Source organism: Pseudomonas sp. 8209, assembly GCF_028682105.1.
GTDB lineage: Bacteria > Pseudomonadota > Gammaproteobacteria > Pseudomonadales > Pseudomonadaceae > Aquipseudomonas > Aquipseudomonas palmensis.
Map to the genome: position 1 here is coordinate 305,637 of NZ_JANIAH010000001.1, position 20,477 is coordinate 326,113.

A 20,477-nucleotide genomic window follows, 5' to 3' on the forward strand; every position below is an offset into this window, starting at 1 on the left:
TGTCGCTTCCTGCGGTTGAGTGGAACGGGTTGCCGGGAGTGTGCTTTATCCATCGGCTGATACATAGACGCAGGACACCTTGCCCTCCAGCTTCCCATCCTTGAAGCCCTCGGAGATGATGCCCCGGGTTACCTCCTGGCCAATAGCGACATAATGGGCCTTTGAAACACTTATTTTTGCAGTCATCTGACCATAGATCGGATTGACGATTTTATAGTGCGAATAGGACTCATCCGAATTGCAGTGCCCGGCATTGTAAATGCCGAACCTTACGCCATCCCGAGGGTTTTCAACGGCGAAGTTATACATCTCGTCATTGTCGCAATCATTGTTGGCAAAGCGATGCATGCCGACGGTCATCTGGATAGTGCATCCCCCGCTGTTTTTCTTGTACAAATGCAACACTGAAATACCCTGTGGTGCAGGAGGAGGCGTTGTGGACTTATTCATGAAAAGGATGATGACCAGCGAGAGCACAATCATTATCACGAAAAGCGTGAAAGCAATAAGGGTGCGCGAAAAATGGAGGTTCATGAGGATGCCCTTTATCTGGCAGCGTGGCATTCAGAGTGTAAGATCACTGCCCTCCCGGTCAAGTTGCTAGTTAAACAAGTTCATGCTGAGCACCTGTGTTTTCAGACTGGTAATATTGCCAGTTGCAAGGCATGAAACGTGTATGGCAACACTGGGCACATCGATTGAAAGTTACGCGTGCTGAACCCTCTGCCCAGGCTGGCACACTCATTCACTTGCAACAAAAGCCTTGACCGGCCCGCACCATGGCGTTACGTTCTCGCCCGCATTTTTGCAAGCCTGCACAGGAGTCCTGCATTGGACAGTTGCCCTAGTCGATTGCGACAGGTACAGCCGGCGAGCTAGTCCAGCAGACCCTTCTGCCACTGCTCGCCGAACACGGTGGTCAGTGGCGATCCGCATCCCTGGCGGGATGACGCATCTTCATTTCCCCTCCCCGCTTGACGCCCCCTCATCGTGACGAGGTGTGTCGGCTGCTCGTACCCGTTGCCATCCCCGAAATCTTTACGCGCACAAGTGCGCTGACGCCGGCTGTCTGCCGGTGCCTTGAGGTGGTTCATGGATTGGAAAGTATTCTTGCTGCGCGTGGCTGTCGCGCTGGTACTGGGGGCGCTGATCGGCGCTGAACGTCAACTGCGTCAGCGCCTCACCGGGCTGCGCACCAATGCGCTGGTGAGCACCGGCGCCTGCCTGTTCGTGCTGGTGACCCAGGCCGTACCGGGCATGCTCCCGGCCGACGCTTCGCGGGTGGCGGCCTATGTGGTGTCGGGCATCGGTTTTCTGGGCGGCGGCGTAATCATGCGCGACGGCATGAACGTGCGCGGCCTGAACACCGCTGCCACGCTGTGGTGTACCGCCGCCGTCGGTGTGCTGTGCAGCCTGGGGTTACTGCTTGAGGCGAGCCTGGGCAGCCTGATGGTTCTATGCGCCAACATCCTGCTGCGTGACATCGCCCAGCGGCTGAACCAGCAGGATGTGTTACCGGCCAGCGAGGCCGAGCAGCGTTACGAGGTGCGCATCGTATGCCGCGCCGAAGACGAGATCCAGGTACGCAGCCTGATGCTGCACAGCTTTGGTAGCAGCGGCCTGCGCCTGCAATCACTGCACAGTGAAGACCTGCCCAACCCGGCCAAGCTGGAGGTGCGGGCCGAGTTGATGGGCGACCCGCAGGCGCCCTCGCAGCTCGAGCACCTGGCCAGCCGGGTGAGCCTTGAGAAAGGCGTCAGTTCGGTACGCTGGCAGGTATTCGAGCTGGCGTCGGACTGACCCGCTTCAGCAACTGGCGCGCCACTCGCGGATCTGTTCGTGGGTGGCCGTCACCCCGCCGCACACCACCACCAGCACCGACTGATATGCCTTGAGTGCCTCACTCGGTGCATAGGCCAGCGCCAGCGCTGCACCACAGGCCGGCTCCACCAGGATACGGTGGTCGAGCAGAAAACGTTCGCAGGCATCCAGCGCCTGAGCGTCAGTCACCACATGGCTGTGAATCGGCCGTTGCTGGCTGAGTTCGAAGGCCTGCTGGCATACCTGCTTGGCCCCCAGCGAGGTCGCCACGCTGGTCACTGCGGGCAGGGCCGTCGGGGCCTTGCTGGCCATCGCGGCAGCCAGCGAGGCGGCGCCGTCGGTCTCCACGGCAAATACCGGCACGTCAGCCCAGTCGTTACGCGCCAACCCCTCGCACACCCCGGCCAACAGGCCGCCCCCGCCCACCGAGAGCACGATCGCATCGGGCTTGAACCCACTGATGACCACCTCGTCGATCAGGCTGGCATGGCCTTGCCATAGCAGCGGATCGTCGAAGGGGTGGATGAAGGCCGCGTCGTCGGTGAGCAGCGATTGCGCATAGGCATTGGCCTCGTGCCAGGCGCTGCCGTGCACGATGACCTCGGCGTCCTCCTGGCGAATCAGCTGCCTGGCGCGTTCGGTGGTGGTTTGCGGCACCACCACGGTCACCGGCAAGCCCAGGCAGCGGCCCGCATAGGCCACCGCAATACCGGCGTTGCCCCCCGACGAGGACACGAAGCGGCGCTTGCCTTGCCTGGCATAGGCCTGGCAAGCCAGGCCCACGCCACGCAGCTTGAACGAGCCACAGGGCTGCAGGGCGTCGAGCTTGAGCCACACGTCCTGGCCGCTGGCCAGGCTGAGCGGGCGCGAAGGTACCAAAGGGGTTTCGAGATGCAGGGACATACCAGGCTCCAGGTCAGGCCAGTTCGACGATCGATTGAATTTCAACGCTTGCTCAGCGGTTGCGGATTTCATCGAGGTAGTTGTAGATGGTGTAGCGTGTCACCCCGAGTGCGGCGGCAGCTTTCTCGACGGCGCCCTTGACGATGAACAGTCCGCCATCGTGCATCTGGCGCACCGCCTCGAGCTTCTGCGCCTTGGCGATACGCCGGCCCTGGCTGCGTGCGTCGTGCAGGGCCGCATCAATGATCTGCGCCATCAACTGCTCGAGGTCGGGTTGGTTCTCGGTGGGCTCGCCGGGGGCTGCCCCGGTGCCGGGCAGCAGCTGTTCCAGGCACGCCTGGGCGGCGGCGATGCCACTGAAGTCGGTGTTCACGCACAGGCTGGCATAGGGCTCGCCCAAGGCGTCGCGGAACACCGCAGTGGCACTGCGCAGGGTCTTGCCGTCGCGGCCCAGGCTCGGGTAGTTGCCCACCACCACCGGGGTATGGCTGCCCTTGTCGCGCAGGGCCTGCAGCACCGCATTGAACCCCTGGTCTTCACGAGGCCCGGCCAGTACCGGGCTGCCGATCTGACGCCCACTGACATGCCCGTTGGCAATGGCAATCACCGAATGTTCCGGCCGGGTCAGGTCGTGCAGGACCACCTCGGTGGTGCGTCCCAGCACAGTGCCAAGCATCTGCACCGTTGCGTGCAGTACGCCCAGCACCAGCTGGCGTTCAGGGGTTGTATCGAGGGCCATCGAGCGCACCACAAGAAAAAACGAACCGAGAAAATATCAACATAAAGTTTAATTTTCAACGGTTCGTTAAAATAATCGCAGCACAAAATCGCGTGCTAGCCACCATCGGTATCGATATCGGCATCAGTGCGCGGCTTGCGCTCACGTTGTGGCTTGAAGTCAGGGCTGTAGGGGTTTTCCTTGTGAGGTTCGGGTGTATTGCTCTGCTCCTGCCCTCCTTCGTCCGGGCGTCCGGCATCCTGCAACGGCACCTCCACATCGCGTTCAGGCAGGCTCTTGCCATCGTCCGGGCGTTTCCAGGTTTGCGGCAGCGGTTGTGGCTGGTCTTCAGCAACGGGCTCGCGGTTGCGCGGGTCATGAATCATGCTTGGCGTCCTCCAGTACAGGTTCAGCGTCGTTCATCCGACAGTGGCGTCGGCTCGTCAGGTTCGGGCACTGACGGGTTGGTGTCGGGAATGCCCTCGACGTTGTTAGGGTGTTCGCGGCGATCGTCGTCGCCACGCACGTTCGGGTCAGTCACCGGGTCGTGTTCGCGTCGCGGGTCGTTGAGCGGGTCCTTCCACAGGGGGTCATCCTGCGGGCGTGGATCGATAGCCATGGCGGTCACCTCAGGTCGTGGTCCGACAAATGCGGGCCCTGCAGTTTTTCGAGGCCCCTGGACGTGGTAGGTGCCAGCCAGCCGATCAATGGTCAGGGGCCGCGTACCCGCCAGCGAAGGAAAAATATGCTCTGTGCCCCGCAAAATCCGCTGCAACCTGCGGGGCACGCAAGGCCAGCACGCGGTAAGGTAGGCAAAAACTACAACCTGAGGTGTTTGCGTGGCGTCCTATACCCTGCGTCAGCTTAGATATTTCGTCACCACGGTCGAATGCGGCAGCGTGGCCGAAGCCTCGCGCAAGCTGTACATCGCACAGCCATCGATATCCACGGCCATCAAGGGGCTCGAAGACGGGTTCGGCGTACAGTTGCTGATTCGGCATCATGCCCAGGGGGTTTCACTGACCCCGGGCGGTGCGCGGTTCTACCGCAAGGCTCAGGAACTGCTGCGCATGGCCCATGAGTTCGAGCAGAACGCCCTGGCGGACAACGACGTGGTGAGTGGGCAGATCGACATCGGCTGTTTCGAAACCGTCGCCCCACTCTATCTGCCGCGGCTGATCGCCGGGTTTCGCCAACGCTTTCCGGGCGTGGAAATTCGCCTGCGCGATGGCGAGCAGCAAGAGCTGGTACAAGGGCTGACGGCCGGCCGCTTCGACCTGGCGATCTTCTACCAGCATGACCTGGACAGCACCATCGAAACCGAGCCGCTGACCGCGCCGCAAAGGCCCTACGCCCTGCTGCCTGCTGGCCATCGCTTCGCCGGTCAAGCCCAGGTCTCGCTGCGCGACCTGGTACTTGAGCCGATGATACTGCTGGACGTGCAACCCAGCCGTACCTATTTCGTGAGCATTTTCGAGGAACTGGGCCTGAACCCGAACATCGTGTTCGGCTCGCCCTCTATCGAGATGGTGCGCGGCATGGTCGGCCAGGGTTTCGGTTTCGCACTGCTGGTGACGCGGCCACGTTCCACCATCAGCTATGACGGCCAGCCACTGGTGTGCGTGGATATCGCCGAAGACGTGACCGGTTCGGCACTGGTGGCCGCCTGGCTCAAACGTGCGCAGCTGACCAAGCCTGCGCAGTTGTTCGTGGATTACTGCAAGGAGCAGTTCAGGCTGTGGCTGGCGTGAAAGCGGGCCGATCACTGCACGCTGTATAGTTTCAGCAGGTATCAATAAAGCGACAACTCACGACCTGTGCTCGGCCGCAATAAAGTGCGGGCCTGCAGCAATCTAGGGGTTGCAGTTGGCCTTGACCGCCGCCTCGTGGGACACATAAGGGCGATGCGGCTCGATGAACCAGGATGCTTTGGTTCGGTACGTGGTCAGCAGGCAGACGAACTGGCGACGCATGCTGTTGGTGTTGCTCCACTGCCGGTCACTGCCGGCCTTGTTCAGCAGCTCCTGGAACGCCAGGTCGGTCTGGTCTGCGGCGATAGTGCGGGTACAGGCGGAAGGCTTGATTTCCAGGCTCCACTGGTTGCCATTGATCGCGCCCCATTTCACCGAGTCTATGTAGCGCGGGCAGCGGCCTGGCACCGGTTTCGGAGGCACGACCCCGGTCGAACCTGTTTCGGCTTGATCGGCAACGATAAAGTCGAAGCGAAAGTGATCATTGATGTTGGCAGGTGGCGTCAGCCGCACAATGGGCACGATGATGCCGGTGTCGGCCCGAAACTCCTTCTGGTTGAGCCTGGCAGCGGCCAGCCCGTTCGGTACCCCTGCCGGCCAGTGGGCAGGCACACCCACTGGCATATAGAAGAATGCCTGGATGGGCAGGGTTCTGGCACGACCCGCCGGCCATGTCGTAACAACAAGTTCGTTCTGCTCGCTGAACCCTTCTGCGGCCAGTATGTTTTTCATCTGCAGCATGAGCATGAAGTAACCGGCACTGTTGGCAACGCCCCTGCGCATGTCGAAGCCGCATTGATTCAGCGGGCGGTACTTGGCGGGCTGGTACCAGATCCCGAGCCATTGTTGAGGCGTGGTGACGCCCTGGCTCTGGCATGGCCGGCTGTGTGGGTAAACAACTCCCTCGTAGACCATGGTGCCGCAGGGTGTGTTCCTGAACCAGTTCCAGCCATCCATGCTGTAGGCGCACTGCACCATCAGCAGGTCCTTGCCCGCTGGCCTGCGGTCCTGGGGATACATGATCAGACCGTCGTTGAATCCCCACGCCACTGACCTGAACCTTGCGTCGTAACGTATGTAGGAGAACGACGTTCCGCCACTTCTCGCCGAGGTCGGGCTAGGGTCCCAGATGCGAAATGCCCCGGGGTTCTGCGGCCGCTGGGTGACGCGCATCAGGACACCGCTGCATAGAAACGGCGGTTTGCCTGAATCACCGCAATGCGAGTTGCCTGCGCTGTAGTTGTACCTGAGGTCGGCTACGGTGGCGTTGCCGTCCTCCAGCGAGCTGCGTGGTGAGCCAGGCGCCCACTGTGCCAACCCCGGCGCACTGGCTGCGACGCACCCCAGAAACATCAACACCTTTAACCTGTTCATGGTCCACTCCTTGTGCTGCAGTGCTGAAACTGCCTGTCAACGTGGCGTCGGATTGCAACCGGCAGCCACCGATACGCGATGAGACACATCGGGTCGAAAAGGCTCCAGGTTCCAGGTTTTCTTGTAGCGGGCGGTGGCCAGGTGGCACACCAACTGACGACGCATGCCGCCCCCGTTGTCGAGGCGCCAGCGCCAGTCACTGCCGTAGCGCTTGTACAGCTCCGTGTAGGCGGCGTTGGTTTCGTCCTGGTGGATGCGTCGCCCGCAATAGGTAGGCGTGAGCTCCAGGGTCCAGGCGTTCTTGCGGATGCCTGGGTCGTAGCGGTAGCTCCACTGCCCCGACTCGAAGTAGCGCGTGCAACGTGCGCGCGCAGCGGCTTCGCCAGGCGAAGCGTCGACGGAGGAAAGCTCGCTGCTCGACGCCTGGGTGCCTGGCGCATGAGGCGTCGACTGCTGGCTCGGATGGATGCAGCCAGTCAGCAGTACTGCTGCCAGCAAACAACAAGCTCTGGTGGCAAGATGGATGGGCATCACCGGCTCCTTTGGCAGGATTGCCCATGTCGATCACACTTCAGGGGTTGCCGTTGGCTGCCATTGCGGGCTGGTGACGCGCATACGGGCGGCGCGTCTCGATGTTCCAGGGGGGCTTGTTCGGTACGGACAGGCCGGGCCAGCGTATGTCGCAAGGTGTTCATATCGCTCTCCCACTGTCTGCCCAACGGCAAGGCAAACAGTAACGGTGAGCAACACCAGCCCGCTACTGACAGAAGTATCAGTAGCGGGGGCTAAGGCCTGGGTGGGATATTGGCTCGAATCAGCGCGCCGCCCAGGCATTGAAGCGTTGTTCCAGCTCCTCGCCATGGTCAACCCAGAACGCCGCATCCACTGCTCGCGCCTGGGCCAGGTTGGCTTCGGCAGTGGGCAGCTGCTTCTGTACTTCGGCTGGCAGCAAACCCAGGGTCTGCTTGTTTACCGGGCCATACGGAATGTTTTCCGAGAACACCTTCTGCGCCTGTGGCTGGCTGGCGAACGCAATGAAATCCTCGGCCAGTTTCTTGTTCGGCGTACCCTTCACCACCGCCCAGTATTCAGGGTCGAACAGGCTCTGCGGCCATACGATGCTCAGCTTCATGCCCTCCTTCTGCGCAGCCGCGATGCGCCCGTTGTACGCCGCGCTCATCACCACATCGCCGGCAATCAACCACTGCGCAGGTTGCGCCCCGGCTTCCCACCACTGGATGTTGGACTTGATCTGGTCCAGCTTGGCGAACGCGCGGCTCACCCCTTCAGGGGTGCCGAGCACCTTGTACAACTCATCGGGCTTGACGCCGTCGGCGAGCAAGGCGATCTCCAGGGTGTACTTGGCGCCCTTGCGCAGGCCGCGCTTGCCGGGGAAGTCCTTCACGTTCCAGAAGTCCGCCCATGAGGTCGGCCCCTTGGCCAGCTTGGCATGGTCGTAGGCCATCACCATCGACCATACATAGGTGGCCACGCCGCACTCGGTGAAGGTGCCGGGCACAAAATTGGCCTGGTCACCGAAACGTTGCGGGTCGAGTTTCTCGAACAGGCCTTCATCACAGCCGCGCAACAGCTCGGGGCTTTCGACCTCGACCACATCCCAGCTGGTGTGGCCGACGTCGACCATGGCCTTGATTTTCGACAGCTCGCCGTTGTACTCGCCTGCCACCACGGTGCCCGCACCGCTGGCATTGAATGGCTGGAAGTAGGCCTTTTCCTGTGCCTGCTTGGTGGCGCCGCCAAACGAGATGACGGTCAGGTTCTGCGGGGCGGCAAACACGGCACTGCTCAACAGGGCCAGGGCAAACGGAACGCTGCAACGCAAGGATCGGGTCATGGCTCACTTCCTCGACTAGGCCGGCACGCTCGTGCGCGCCGGCGGGGTTTTGTTAGGCGACCGCGGGTACGGTCGTCCTGCTCTACGGCAGTAAAAGGTGCAACGTTGGCCGGCTCGTATGCCGATCTGTGTGTTATGTCTCGCTCAAAAACGCCGCCAGACGCTCCATCAGCCGGTCACAACCAGCCAGCTGTTCGACGCTGACGTATTCGTCCGGCTTGTGTCCCTGGTCCATGCTGCCCGGCCCGCAGACCACCGCCGGTATCCCCGCCTGGTCGAACAGCCCGCCTTCGGTGCCAAAGGCCACCGTGCTGAAGGCATCGCTGCCGCACAGCCGGGCAATCAGCTGCGCCGCCGCGCTGTCCGGTGGCGTGGCAAGCCCCGGGTAGCTCGACAGTGCTTCGAAACGAATGCCGCTGTCGGCATTGACCGCCTGCATCGCCGGCACTACTTCGCGCGCGGCAAACGCCTGCAATTCATCGGCCACCGCTTGCGGGGCGAACGCCGGCAGCGCCCGCACCTCGAAATCGAAACGGCAATCGGCCGGCACGATGTTCAGCGCCGTGCCGCCCTGGATCGTGCCCACCTGCACGGTCGAAAATGCCGGGTCAAATCGTTCGTCGTGAAGCTCCGGCGCCGCCAGACGCTTACCGATTGCCCCCAGCTGGCCGATCAGCCGCGCCGCCTGCTCGATGGCGTTGACGCCATAGGGCGCGTAGGCCGAATGACAGGCCGCGCCGTGCACATGGCAGCGCATGGCCAGCTTGCCCTTGTGCCCGAGCACCGGCTTGAGTTCGGTGGGTTCGCCGATCAGGCACAGCGCCGGCATCGGGATACGCCGTGGCAACACCTCGAGCAGGCTGCGTACCCCCAGGCAACCCACCTCTTCGTCATACGAAAACGCCAGGTGTACCGGGCGGCGCAACGGGCTTGCCAGAAACAGCGGCACCGCCGCCAGCACCGAGGCCAGGTAGCCTTTCATGTCGGCAGTGCCCCGGCCGTACAGCTTGCCGTCCTGCTCGCTCAGGTCGAACGGCGGCACCGTCCAGGCCTGGCCGTCCACCGGTACCACATCGGTGTGTCCGGACAGCACCACGCCACCCTCCACACCCGGGCCGATGCTGGCCAGCAGGTTGGCCTTGGTGCGTTCGGCGTTGTAGATCAGCTCGCAGTCCACCCCCAGATCGTCCAGGTAATCGCGCACGAACTCGATCAGCGCCAGGTTCGAATCCCGACTCACCGTGGCGAAGCCGACCAGCTGCGCCAGCAGGGTGCGGCTGCGCCATTCACTCATCGCCGGGCACTCCGTAGCTGGGCGCCTGCGTCGGGTCCAGGGCGCGGGTCAGGTAGTCCTGCAACTGGGGTTCATAGGCGGTCCACAGTTTGTGCAGTTCGCCGATGGGATTCTCGTCGGCCCAGTCCACCCGCAGGTCGACGATCGGCCAGGTCAGGTCGCCGACCACCGACAGTGCCGCCGAGTGCACCCCCCCGGCCTCGCCGCCTGCGGCCTGCCCCGCCTGCAATGCCGTGAGCAACCGGGCGGCCAGGCAGCCCTCGCTGCGCTCGAAGGCCTCGACCATGCGTTCGATCACCGCGCTGCTGGCCAGCAGGTTGCCGGCGGCCACGCATTGATCGCCTGCCACTGCATTGTGGGTGCCCAGTGCGTGGCTGCCACTGAAGAGTGCGGTGCGCCCCTGGGCATCCACCACCGCTACCTGACGGTACTGGCCATAGCCATTGCTCGACAGCGCCTGGTCCAGGGCCGTGGCGGGGGCCAGCCCGTCGGCCAGGCCATCGAGTATCTGCGGGCCCAGCGCCGGCAACGTGATGTTCTGGCTCGACACCGCGCCCACGCCGGCGCGCAGCCAGGGGCAACGCGCGCCCACGGCGATGCTCGACGAGCTGATGGCGATACCCAGCTGGCCGGTTTCGGCGCAGCGTCCGACGATAGAAAAAGTCATGTGCCGCTCCTTATTCGGGGATCACCGCGATCACGTCGATTTCCATCAGCCATTGCGGTTGGCCCAGGGCACTGACCACCAGCCCGGTGGAAATCGGAAACACGCCCTTGAGCCATTTGCCGACCTCCTGGTACACCGGCTCGCGGTAGCGCGGGTCGATCAGGTAGGTGGTGGTCTTGACGATGTGGCTCAGGTCGCTGCCGGCTTCTTCGAGCAGTTGCTTGACGTTGCGCATGGCCTGCTCGGCCTGGGCCCGTGGGTCGCCAAGGCCGACCAGTTGACCGTCGAAATCGGTGCCCACCTGGCCACGCACGTAGACCGTGTTGCCGGCACGCACGGCCTGGCACAGGTCGTTGTCCAGGGTCTGGTTGGGGTAGGTATCCTTGGTGTTGAACATGCGGATGCGGGTATGGGTAGGCATCAACGTACTCCCAGTTTCTGGACGTTGGAATCACAGTGGGCGGCAGCCTCGCGTTGCGCGGCGTCGCGGTAGTCGAAATAGGTGCGCTGTTTCACGATGTGCTCGGCGATGTGCCGGGCGTCGTGCCACACGCCCCAGATAAAGGCGGAGCCACGGCGCGACAGCCACGGCAGGCCGACGAAATAGATCCCCGGTTCGCGGGACACACCGCGCTGATGCTGTGGCTTGCCGTCGGGCTTGAAGGCATCGACCTTCAGCCAGCTGTAGTCGGTCGAGTAGCCGGTGGCCCAGATGATCGAGGTGACACCGGCCTTGGCCAGGTCCAGCTCAAGAATCGGTTGGGTCAGGCACTGCGGGTCGGGCAGCATGTGGCGTGCTTCGGGTTCTTCGGGCAGGTCCAGGCCGTTGCGTGCAATGTAGTCGTCGGCGGCATCGAGCAGCGCCAGGTAGTTCTCGTCGCCGCGGGCGATGTTCTCGGCCAGGTTGGCCTCGAAGCTGACCACACCTTGATCGAATGCGCGGGTCAGGCCCACCAGCGTGATGCCCTGGTGGGCCAGCTTGCGAAAGTCCACGGTATGTCCGCCACGGGCACCGCTGACCGCGATGGTCACGTGCTCCTTGCCGGGCTGCACGCCTTCGGCGTCCCACAGGCCGAGCACCCCCAGCCACCAGCAGAAGTCGCGATTGCGGTAGGCGCGTGGCGGGCGATCGTGCGCGCCCACCGACAGGTACACCTGCTTGCCGGCGCGCTGCAGTTCATCGGCGATCTGCACACCCGAGGAGCCCGCGCCCACCACCAGCACCGCGCCTTCGGGCAATTGCCGGGGGTTGTGGTAGTCGGCCGAATGCAGCTGGGTGATGCCGGGAAGCTGCGGGGCGATGGGCGGGATCACCGGGCGCTGGAACGGCCCGGTGGCCACCACCACCTGGTTGGCCTCGATCAGGCCCGTGGAGGTCTGCACCGTAAAGCCCGGGCGACCTTCGTTGCGTTCGACCTTGAGCACTTCGACACCGGTACGAATGGGCGCGTCGATCTTCTTGGCATAGGTCTCGAAGTAGGCCGCCACCTGATCCTTGCCGGCGAAGGCATCGGCATCCAGGCCTTCGAATTCCAGGCCCGGGAAGCGGTCGTGCCAGGCCGGGCCGTTGGCCACCAGCGAGTCCCAGCGACCGGTGCGCCAGGCTTCGGCGATGCGGTTGCGTTCCAGCACCAGGTGCTGCACCCCGAGGCGGCCCAGGTGCTCACTCATGGCCACGCCGGCCTGACCGGCGCCTACTACAAGCGTATCAATTCGGGTTTTTTCAACGGTCATGGCTGTGCGCTTCTGCATGAGGGGGTTGCCCGCATTCTGTGCGCCGCCGGGTATTAGCGAAATTATGATTTATGTCGCCACTGGCAAGGAAAAAGCGTGCCCCCGTATTGCCCATGCCAGGGGCGCTTGCACAACCCTGGTGCTTTGCACAGACTGCGTGGGTTCCCATTGCAGAGCGTGCCCGATGTCCTTTTCCATTCGCCTGGCCACCCCTACCGATGCTCCCCTGCTGCCTGCCATAGAGCGCTCTGCGGCCCAGGCCTTTGTGCAAGTGCCGGCACTGGCGTGGATTGCCGAGCACACGGTGCTCAGCAGCGTCGAGCACCTGGAGTTCGTGGCTGCCGGGCTCGAGTGGGTGGTGGTGGATGGGCGGGATCGCCCGATTGGCTTCGTGTGTGCCAGCGTGTTCGATGAGTCGCTGCACATCGAAGAGCTGGCGGTGGATCATGCGCAGCAAGGCCAGGGCCTGGGTCGGCGATTGATTGCGGCCGTGCGCGCGCATGCCGAGGCCCAGGGCTTCGCGGCCCTGACCCTCACCACCTTTGTGGCGGTGCCGTGGAATGCACCGTTTTATGCACGGTTGGGTTTCGAGAGGCTGGAAGAGGCGTCGTTAAGCGGTATGTTGCGCCGGCAGATGGCGTACGAGGCTTCGCGAGGGTTGCAGGGGCGGTGTGCGATGCGCTTGTCATTGCGCGACTAGCTGGCGCCCCAAGACGCCGGCAAGGCCGGCTCCTAGATTCGCTGCAACGCACCCTGCCCTGTCAGGGGTGAGTCGGCAGCCCTGTCTGCTCGGCTTCAGCTTGGTCTGAGGCTTGCTCCTTTGCCTTCAAGGCCTCCAGCTCTGCATCGCGCTGCTCGACCTGCGCCTGCAATTGCTCAATCACCTGCTGTTGCTGGCGTTGTTCACCCGCCCCCTGCTCCACCTGCTGCCCCAGCACCTGGTTCTGCCGCAACAGCTCCTCCCGCGCACCCAGCGACTGCGCCAGGCTGGCCATCAAGGTCTTGATCTCCTGTGCCTGTTGCGCCTGCTGGTCCTGCAGCGCCTGCCGCTCACGCTGCACCTGCCGCGCCTCCACCAGCAAGCGCTCGTTGTCGCGGTTGAGCCGCGTCAGTTCGTCCTGCTTGACGATCAGGCTCTGCTGCAACTGACGCACCTCGACCTGCAACTGCTGTACCTGCGCCTCATGCCGGCGCTGATCCTGCTCGCGCTGCTCACGGGTGGCGGTGCGGTAATGCTCCAGCGCATCGCGGGCATGCTGGTGCTTGTCTTCCAGCGACTGGATCTGCTCGTCCTTGTCGTTCAGGCGCAGGTTCAACTCACCTACCGCCTGATTCAAGGTGGCATTGCGCGTCTGCTCGGTCTGCAGGGTACTGCGGGTCGTGGCCAGCTGCGCCGACTCACCCGCCAGCGCCTCGGCCTGAATCTGGTGTTGCTGCTGCAGGGTCGCCAGCGCCTGCTGGATCGCCTGCAGTTCGCCCTGCAAGGCCGCCTTTTCATGGTCGAACACGTTCTGCGCCGCTTCGATACGCGCGTCGCCCTCCTCCACCAGTTGCTGGGCCAGCTGACTGACCAGGTTGGCCAGGGCTTCGCTCATGCCCGGCTTGTCCGCTGCCAGTGTCGGTTGCTGCGCGTCCAGCTCCTTGAGGTAGCGGTGAATCGTGGTCTTGGACCCGGTGTTGCCCAGCTCGATGCGTACGGCATCGATACTGGGGTGTTCGCCACGGGCCAATAGCGCCTGACGCGCCTTCTGCACGATTGCCTTGTTGATACCGCCACGGGCCATGGGTGCTCCTACTATTTCGTAATGTGGTACGTACTATGTAGATACATACTAAATGAAATTGAAAAAATGCCTATAGAAATCAGAATAAAAGATGAAATAATCAAGGCTTATCACATGTGATAGGCAAAAAACGCCCGGTTGCAGTCGCTCAGCCATACACCGATGGAGAACCTGCCGATGAACAAGCTCGATCGCTACCTGGACGCAGCCGTAAGGGACAACACGCGGCGCAGCTACCGCGCGGCCGTGGAGCATTTCGAGGTGAGCTGGGGTGGCTTTCTACCGGCCACGGCCGACAGCATCGCGCGCTACCTGGCCGATTACGCCGAGCAGCACTCGATCAACACCTTGCGCCAGCGCCTGGCCGCGCTGGGCCAGTGGCACACCAGCCAGGGCTTTCCCGACCCCACCAAGGCGCCGCTGGTGCGCCAGATGCTCAAGGGCATACGCGCGGTGCACCCGGCGCAGGAGCGCCAGGCAGCCGCCCTGACCCTGGAACACCTGCAGCGCACGGTCGACGCACTGCACACCAAGGCCGCACAGGCGCAACAGGCGCACTGCCTGCCCGAGCTGCTGCGCGCACGGCGCGATGTCGCCCTGCTGCTGATCGGGTTCTGGCGAGGGTTCAGGGGCGATGAACTGGCGCGCCTGCGCGTGGAGCACATTCAGGCCCAGGCGGGCGTGGGCATGCAGCTGTACCTGGCGCAAAGCAAAGGGGACCGGCAGGGCCGCGGGGTCAGTCATCGCACCCCTGCCCTGAAGAGCCTGTGCCCGGTACAGGCCTACATCGACTGGATCAGCGTGGCGGGCATCGCCCGCGGGCCGGTGTTTCGCAAGCTCGATCGCTGGGGCAACCTGGGCGAGCAGGCGCTCAACAGTGGCAGCCTGATCGTGCTGCTGAGGCGGATTTTTGCAGATGCCGGGCTACCCGCCAGCCTCTACAGCAGCCACTCGCTGCGTCGTGGCTTTGCCACCTGGGCCAGTGGCAATGGCTGGGACATGAAAGCGCTGATGGCCCACGTGGGCTGGCGCGACGTGAAATCGGCGCTGCGCTACGTGGATGCGTCGGTGTCGTTCGGGGAGCTGGAAGTGTTGCCGGCCAGAAGGGACGTGCTGACAGCCGACTGAGCATTGCGGTGAGGGCCACCCGGCGCTCACCGTCACACCCCTCTCACAGCTTCGCGATCGACACCTCGGTCGATTTCACGAACGCGATCACCTCGCTGCCAATCCTCAGTTCCAGCTCATGCACCGACCGCGTGGTGATCACCGAGGTGACGATGCCGGCCTGGGTCTGCACGTCGATTTCCGAGACCACCGGCCCCTCGATGATCTCCTTGATGGTGCCCTTGAACTGGTTACGTACGTTGATCGCCTTGATGGTCATGGTGTGGCTCCTTAGCAGTTGGGAGCACCGACGTTGCAGTGCGTGAATGCAGAGTGCACCGCAAAGATAAAAATCAAAAAGAATAAATAACGACAAATATAGATCTGTTTGGAATATGAAAAGCTGTATATCAACATTCCTAAACGTTATTTATTTAAGGTTTTTTAGATCATTTAGCATCGACAGGGCCCGGCCTTGAGGCCCGAACCTTTTTGCACAGGTAACCCGCGTGAGCGCCACGTTGCATACCCCTCGATCGACCCCGCTGCAGATTGCCCGCGACCTGGCCCAGACATTCAGCCGCAGCGTGGTAGAGCGCGACCGCAAGGGCGGCACGCCCAAGGCCGAGCGCGATGCCCTGCGTGCCAGCGGCCTGCTGGCCCTGAGCATCCCCCGCGAGTTCGGCGGGCTGAACGCCACCTGGAGCCAGACCTTCGATGTGGTGCGCGAATTCGCCCGGGTCGACAGCTCCATTGCCCATGTGTTCGGCTTTCACCACCTGATGCTGGCCACCGTGCGTCTGTTCGGCGCACCTTCGCAATGGCAGCCCTGGTACGAGCTGACGGCGCGCAAGAACTGGTTCTGGGGCAATGCCCTCAACCCCCTCGACACCCGCACCATCGTCAAGCACCACGGCAGCTGGCGTGAATTCTCCGGCAAGAAGAGCTTCTGCTCGGGCGCCAGCGATTCACAAATGCTGATTGCCTCGGCCGTGGACGAGGCTGCCGGGGGCAAGCTGCTGATTGCCGCGATACCCAGCGGTCGCACCGGCATCACCCTGCACGACGACTGGCACAACATGGGCCAGCGCCAGACCGACAGCGGCAGCGCCACCTTCGAACGGGTGCGCGTGGAAGAAGGCGACCTGCTGCTCGACCCCGGCCCGCTGAGCACGCCGTTCGCCTGCCTGCGGCCGCTGATCGCCCAGCTGCATTTCGCCAACATCTGCCTGGGCATCGCCGAAGGCGCGTTCGAAGAAGCGCGCCAGTACACCCTCAACGAGACCCGGCCCTGGTTCAAGTCCACGGCCCTTGATAGCCGCGACGATCCTTATGTACTGGGCCACTTCGGCGACTTCTGGGTACGCCTGCAAGGCGCCCGGCTGCTGCTCGACAACGCCGCCGGCGAACTCGACCGGGCCTGGGCCAAGGGCGCCGCGCTCGGCGCAGACCAGCGCGGCCGCGTGGCGGTGGCCATCGCCACCGCCAAGGTGGCGGCCAGCCGCGACGGCCTGGAGCTGTGCAGCAAGGTCTTCGAGGTCACCGGCGCCCGCGCCACGCAGGCCTCGGTGGGGCTCGACCGGCACTGGCGCAATCTGCGCACCCAGAGCCTGCACGACCCGCTGGATTACAAACTCCACGAACTGGGCGACTGGGCCTTGAACCAGCGCCTGCCGATTCCGACGTTCTATTCATAGTGTGACTGCCATGCAATTGTTGACCCTACCGCCCTCGCCCGCGTTGGCCACCTCGATCCGCGCCACCGCGCAGGTGTTCGAAGACCCCAAGTCACGTGCGCTGCTGGCGCACCTGCAACAGGTGGCGCCCAGCGAAGCCAGCGTGCTGATCATCGGCGAGACCGGTACCGGCAAAGAGCTGGTGGCGCGCCACATTCACAACCTGAGCGGGCGACGTGACAAGCCGTTCGTGGCCGTCAACTGCGGCGCGTTTTCCGAATCGCTGGTCGAGGCCGAGCTGTTCGGCCACGAGAAAGGCGCCTTCACCGGCGCCCTGGCGGCCAAGGCCGGCTGGTTCGAAGAGGCCAACGGCGGCACCCTGTTCCTCGACGAGATCGGCGACCTGCCGATGCCGATCCAGGTCAAGCTGCTGCGCGTGCTGCAGGAGCGCGAAGTGGTGCGCCTGGGCTCGCGCAAGAGCATTCCCATCGATGTGCGGGTACTGGCCGCCACCAACGTGCAGCTGGAAAAGGCGATCAATGCCGGGCACTTTCGCGAAGACCTCTATTACCGTCTGGACGTGGTCAGCCTGGAGCTGGTGCCGCTGCGCGAACGCCCCGGCGACATCCTGCCGCTGACCCGCCACTTCATCGATGCCTACAGCCAGCGCCTGGGCTACGGCCAGGTGCGCCTGAGCGCCCAGGCCGAGCACAAGCTGCGCACCTACGGCTGGCCGGGCAACATCCGCGAGCTGGAAAACGTCATCCACCACACCCTGCTGATCTGCCGCGACGGCCTGATCGAGCACGACGACCTGCGCCTGTCGAACATGCGCATCGAACGCCAGGACGACAGCCCCAGCCAGGACGACTCGGCCCAGGCGCTGCTCGAACGGGCCTTCCAGAAACTCTTCGAGGAACAGGCCGGCGCGTTGCACGAACAGGTCGAGGACGCGCTGTTGCGCGCGGCCTACCGTTTCAGCCACTACAACCAGGTGCACACCGCCAACGTGCTGGGCCTGACCCGCAATGTCACGCGTACCCGCCTGATCAAGATCGGCGAACTGGCGGTCAATCGCCGCCGGCCCACTGGCGCCACCCAGGGCGAGCGGGTGCTCAACCTGTCGATCTGATCAGCCACGCGCGGCATACACCGCATTGCCGGCGTCCGCTGCCAGGCGCCGGAACACCAGTGCCGAGGCCATGCACGCCAGCCCGCACAGCAGCATCACCCAGGCCACGTCGCTGGTGACGGGGGTGGCGTGCCCGCGCAGGTTCATCAGCACCCCCAGCAGCGAGGCGGCCAGCCCCACCGACAGGCTCATGCTCAACTGCACCGTCATCGCCGACAGGCTGCTGGCCCGGCTGCTCAGCGCCGCCGGTACATCCGCATAGGTCAGCGCGCCCAGGGTGCTGAACTGCAGCGAACGGATCACTGCGCTGGCGAACAGCATCAGCACGATCACCCCGTACGGCGTATCGCTGGTAAAGCTGGCACAGGCCCCCAGGGTCAGCCCGGTGAGCAGCGCATTGCCGGTGAGCGTGCGACGGATGCCGAAGCGGCGCACCACGCGCACTGCCAGCAGCTTCATCAGAAACGCCCCCGCGCCACCCGCCAGGGTCAGCAGCCCCGCATGCAGCGGGCTCAGGCCAAAGCACAGCTGAAACATCAGCACCAGCAGGAACGGGCCAGACGAGGTGCCCAGGCGCAGCAGGTTGCCGCCCCAGAAGCTGATGCGGTAGCTGGGAATGCGCAGCAGCGACAAGTCCAGCAGCGGTTCGGCGCAGCGCCGTGCATGGCGGATGTACCACGCGCCGCACAGCAGCCCCGCCCCGATCATCACCGCCACCCACGCTCGCGGCAGCAGGCCGTGGCCCAGCGCCTCGAAACCGAACACCAGCGCTCCTAGCGCGGTGCCGCTGAGCAGCAGCCCGCGCACATCCAGCGCCCGCGCACGAACCCCGGGATAATGCGGTACATGGCGCAGCACCAGCACGATGCCCACCAGGCCGATGGGCAGGTTGATCAGGAAGATCCAGTGCCACGACACGAACGTCACCATCAGCCCGCCCAGCGGCGGCCCGATCATGGGCCCGATCAGCGCCGGAATGGTCAGGTACGACAGGTTGCGCATCAGGTCTTCGCGCGGCGACCAGCGCAGCAGGATCACCTGCCCCACCGGCACCATCATCGCCCCCGCCGCGCCCTGCAGCATGCGCGCCAGGCACAGCTGCAGCAGCGAGGTGGAGGCCGCGCAGGCCAGCGACGACACGATGAACAGCACGATCGCCACCACGAACAGCCGTCGTGGGCCGAAGCGGTCTGCGGCCCAGCCACTGACCGGCACGCACAGCGCGGCGGCCAGCATGTACAGCGACACCACCAGGTTCATGCGCACGCTCGGCGCGCCGAAGTCGCTGGCCATCTGCGGCAAGGCCGTCATCACCACGGTGGAGTCGATCAGTTCCATGCACAGCGCGCAGCCGATGATCATCGGCACCTTGCGCGAAACCGGCCGCAAGGCCGGCAGGGGTTCGGCCATGGTCACTCAGAACAGCCCCGAGGTCGGCGGCGGCGTGCCCTTGAGGTACCAGGTGCCGACCGCCGAGGCCTTCCAGTGGCGCGGGTTGTGGTTGGCCACCGTACGCGCGTTGCGCCAGTGCCGGTCGAGGTTGTGGCTGCGCCCGGTGGTGGACGCACCGCCCACATCGAACAGCAGCTCGGCAGCCCGCAGCGCCGATTCGGCGGCAATGTACTGGGCCTGCGCCACGTCGATGGCGGCCTGATCCACCGCCTGCGGGTCCAGTTGCAGGGCCCAGGCGCGGTCGATCACCGCTGCAGCCTTGAGCACCACCGCTTCGGCGGTGAAGGCGCGCGCGGCCACTTCGCCCACGCTCAGTTGCACATAGGGGTCGTCCACCGACTGGCTGGCGCTGCTGTGCTTGATCGGTCGCGCATGCTCGCGGGCAAAGCGCACTGCATCCTCCTGGGCATTGCGCGCGATGCCGGCCTCCACGGTGGCGAGGAACAACTGCAGAAACGGGGTGACGATGGTGCGCTTGCCCTCTTCCACGGTGCGCGGACGGATCTCGCTGGCCAGCACCTGCACATCGTTCAGGCGCGTGGTGCCACTGGCGGTCAGGCGCTGGCCCATGGCGTCGAAGTCGTCCACCAGCTCCAGGCCCAGGCGATCGCGCGGCAGCACGAACGACACCGGCCTGTCCTGTTCGTCCAGCGCCACGGCGCTGACCCAGTCGGCGTACAGCGCGCCCGTGCTGTAGTACTTGCTGCCGCTGACGCGAAAGTGCTCGCCATCGGGCACGATGCGTGCGCTGATCGCGCCATTGGCGCCGCCCACCTCCCAGCCTGCGTTGCCCAGCACGGCGCCGTCCAGGTAGCGCGCGAACCAGCGCTGGCGTTCCTGCTCTGCACCGCTATGGTCGGCGGCCAGCAGCCCTTCGACGAAGGCAAAGCCCGGGCGCAGGGCCTGGGCCACATTGGAGTCCACCGAGGCCACCCGCAGCAGCAGGCCGATCACGTCGCTCACCGATCCGCCGGGGCCACCGTAGGCGAGCGGGATGCGCACGGTATAGAGCCCTGCGGCGGCCAGCTGGCGTATGGCGTCATACGGCAGCTGGCGCTCACGTTCACGCTCGGCTGCACCGGCCGCAATCTCGGGAAGCAAGGCATCCAGGCGTTGATGCAGGCGCGCAACGCTGGTCAGTGCGTGTTGGGGGGCGTGTTTGGGGACTTCGGACAAATGCGGCATGGGCGCCTCCTTGGGCGTTTGAAA

At 64.3% G+C, this 20,477-nt stretch carries 22 protein-coding genes; 6 read left to right on the plus strand and 16 right to left on the minus strand.

Translation table 11 applies throughout. The features are described from left to right. Positions 1-45 precede the first annotated feature (45 nt). Complete coding sequence (locus tag NP552_RS01305) at positions 46-534, minus strand: hypothetical protein (RefSeq protein WP_146095014.1); 489 nt, start codon at positions 532-534, stop codon at positions 46-48. A gap of 558 nt (positions 535-1,092) precedes the next feature. On the opposite strand from NP552_RS01305, the gene NP552_RS01310 reads away from it, so the two are divergent. Further along, a complete protein-coding gene (locus NP552_RS01310; RefSeq protein WP_043862787.1) occupies positions 1,093-1,800 on the plus strand; it encodes an MgtC/SapB family protein in 708 nt (235 codons plus the stop codon). 6 nt (positions 1,801-1,806) lie between these two features. On the opposite strand, the gene NP552_RS01315 is transcribed toward NP552_RS01310, so the two are convergent. The 4 genes from NP552_RS01315 to NP552_RS01330 form a co-directional block, all read right to left on the minus strand. Further along, positions 1,807-2,724, minus strand: a complete 918-nt coding sequence (locus NP552_RS01315) for a pyridoxal-phosphate dependent enzyme (protein ID WP_054914512.1) — start codon at positions 2,722-2,724, stop codon at positions 1,807-1,809. Positions 2,725-2,776: 52 nt separating this feature from the next. After that, a complete protein-coding gene (locus tag NP552_RS01320; RefSeq protein WP_054914513.1) occupies positions 2,777-3,463 on the minus strand; it encodes a helix-turn-helix transcriptional regulator in 687 nt (228 codons plus the stop codon). Positions 3,464-3,558: 95 nt separating this feature from the next. Next, on the minus strand, positions 3,559-3,828 hold the full coding sequence (locus NP552_RS01325) for a hypothetical protein (RefSeq protein ID WP_043862785.1): 270 nt from the start codon (positions 3,826-3,828) through the stop codon (positions 3,559-3,561). Positions 3,829-3,851: 23 nt separating this feature from the next. Beyond that, positions 3,852-4,061, minus strand: a complete 210-nt coding sequence (locus tag NP552_RS01330; protein WP_210015177.1) for a hypothetical protein — start codon at positions 4,059-4,061, stop codon at positions 3,852-3,854. Positions 4,062-4,281: 220 nt separating this feature from the next. Here NP552_RS01330 and NP552_RS01335 point away from each other — a divergent pair, with 220 nt between their 5' ends. Continuing rightward, positions 4,282-5,193, plus strand: a complete 912-nt coding sequence (locus NP552_RS01335; protein WP_043862783.1) for a LysR substrate-binding domain-containing protein — start codon at positions 4,282-4,284, stop codon at positions 5,191-5,193. Between the two features lie 102 nt (positions 5,194-5,295). Here the strand turns inward: NP552_RS01335 and NP552_RS01340 are convergent, their stop codons facing one another. From NP552_RS01340 to NP552_RS01370, 7 genes are all read right to left on the minus strand, one after another. Continuing rightward, positions 5,296-6,567 (minus strand): DUF2599 domain-containing protein, encoded by a 1,272-nt coding sequence (locus NP552_RS01340; protein WP_123752679.1) that lies wholly within the window; start codon positions 6,565-6,567, stop codon positions 5,296-5,298. Positions 6,568-6,603: 36 nt separating this feature from the next. Then, entirely contained in the window at positions 6,604-7,098 is a 495-nt protein-coding gene (locus tag NP552_RS01345; protein ID WP_123752678.1) for a DUF2599 domain-containing protein, read from the minus strand. 283 nt (positions 7,099-7,381) lie between these two features. Beyond that, complete coding sequence (locus tag NP552_RS01350; protein WP_043862780.1) at positions 7,382-8,422, minus strand: ABC transporter substrate-binding protein; 1,041 nt, start codon at positions 8,420-8,422, stop codon at positions 7,382-7,384. 133 nt (positions 8,423-8,555) lie between these two features. Then, entirely contained in the window at positions 8,556-9,716 is a 1,161-nt protein-coding gene (gene argE, locus NP552_RS01355; protein WP_210015176.1) for an acetylornithine deacetylase, read from the minus strand. After that, positions 9,709-10,383 carry a DUF1028 domain-containing protein gene (locus tag NP552_RS01360; protein WP_210015175.1) on the minus strand — a complete coding sequence of 225 codons (675 nt, stop codon included), beginning with the start codon at positions 10,381-10,383 and terminating at the stop codon, positions 9,709-9,711. The genes argE and NP552_RS01360 overlap by 8 nt, the downstream gene beginning before the upstream one ends. Positions 10,384-10,393: 10 nt before the next feature. Further along, the gene (locus tag NP552_RS01365; protein ID WP_003182257.1) at positions 10,394-10,804 is read right to left on the minus strand and encodes a RidA family protein; all 411 of its coding nucleotides are present in this window, start codon (positions 10,802-10,804) and stop codon (positions 10,394-10,396) included. Beyond that, the gene (locus NP552_RS01370) at positions 10,804-12,135 is read right to left on the minus strand and encodes a flavin-containing monooxygenase (RefSeq protein WP_236066318.1); all 1,332 of its coding nucleotides are present in this window, start codon (positions 12,133-12,135) and stop codon (positions 10,804-10,806) included. The genes NP552_RS01365 and NP552_RS01370 overlap by 1 nt, the downstream gene beginning before the upstream one ends. Before the next feature lie 166 nt (positions 12,136-12,301). Here NP552_RS01370 and NP552_RS01375 point away from each other — a divergent pair, with 166 nt between their 5' ends. Then, positions 12,302-12,817 carry a GNAT family N-acetyltransferase gene (locus tag NP552_RS01375; protein ID WP_210015174.1) on the plus strand — a complete coding sequence of 172 codons (516 nt, stop codon included), beginning with the start codon at positions 12,302-12,304 and terminating at the stop codon, positions 12,815-12,817. 61 nt (positions 12,818-12,878) lie between these two features. On the opposite strand, the gene NP552_RS01380 is transcribed toward NP552_RS01375, so the two are convergent. Beyond that, complete coding sequence (locus NP552_RS01380) at positions 12,879-13,901, minus strand: DNA-binding protein (RefSeq protein ID WP_116054003.1); 1,023 nt, start codon at positions 13,899-13,901, stop codon at positions 12,879-12,881. A 177-nt stretch (positions 13,902-14,078) separates the two neighbouring features. Between NP552_RS01380 and NP552_RS01385 the strand changes: the two genes are divergently transcribed. Further along, complete coding sequence (locus NP552_RS01385; RefSeq protein ID WP_116054006.1) at positions 14,079-15,029, plus strand: site-specific integrase; 951 nt, start codon at positions 14,079-14,081, stop codon at positions 15,027-15,029. 43 nt (positions 15,030-15,072) lie between these two features. Here the strand turns inward: NP552_RS01385 and NP552_RS01390 are convergent, their stop codons facing one another. Further along, the gene (locus NP552_RS01390) at positions 15,073-15,288 is read right to left on the minus strand and encodes a TOBE domain-containing protein (protein WP_043862773.1); all 216 of its coding nucleotides are present in this window, start codon (positions 15,286-15,288) and stop codon (positions 15,073-15,075) included. A 241-nt stretch (positions 15,289-15,529) separates the two neighbouring features. Between NP552_RS01390 and NP552_RS01395 the strand changes: the two genes are divergently transcribed. Both NP552_RS01395 and NP552_RS01400 read left to right on the plus strand, forming a co-directional pair. After that, complete coding sequence (locus tag NP552_RS01395; RefSeq protein WP_213086009.1) at positions 15,530-16,705, plus strand: acyl-CoA dehydrogenase family protein; 1,176 nt, start codon at positions 15,530-15,532, stop codon at positions 16,703-16,705. A gap of 10 nt (positions 16,706-16,715) precedes the next feature. After that, positions 16,716-17,816: a sigma-54 interaction domain-containing protein gene (locus NP552_RS01400; protein ID WP_274096319.1), complete on the plus strand. Its 1,101-nt coding sequence runs from the start codon at positions 16,716-16,718 to the stop codon at positions 17,814-17,816. Here NP552_RS01400 and NP552_RS01405 read toward each other — a convergent pair whose 3' ends face one another. Then, positions 17,817-19,226, minus strand: a complete 1,410-nt coding sequence (locus tag NP552_RS01405; protein ID WP_236066317.1) for an MFS transporter — start codon at positions 19,224-19,226, stop codon at positions 17,817-17,819. 6 nt (positions 19,227-19,232) lie between these two features. Beyond that, complete coding sequence (locus tag NP552_RS01410) at positions 19,233-20,453, minus strand: acyl-CoA dehydrogenase family protein (RefSeq protein ID WP_274096320.1); 1,221 nt, start codon at positions 20,451-20,453, stop codon at positions 19,233-19,235. Positions 20,454-20,477: the final 24 nt, after the last annotated feature.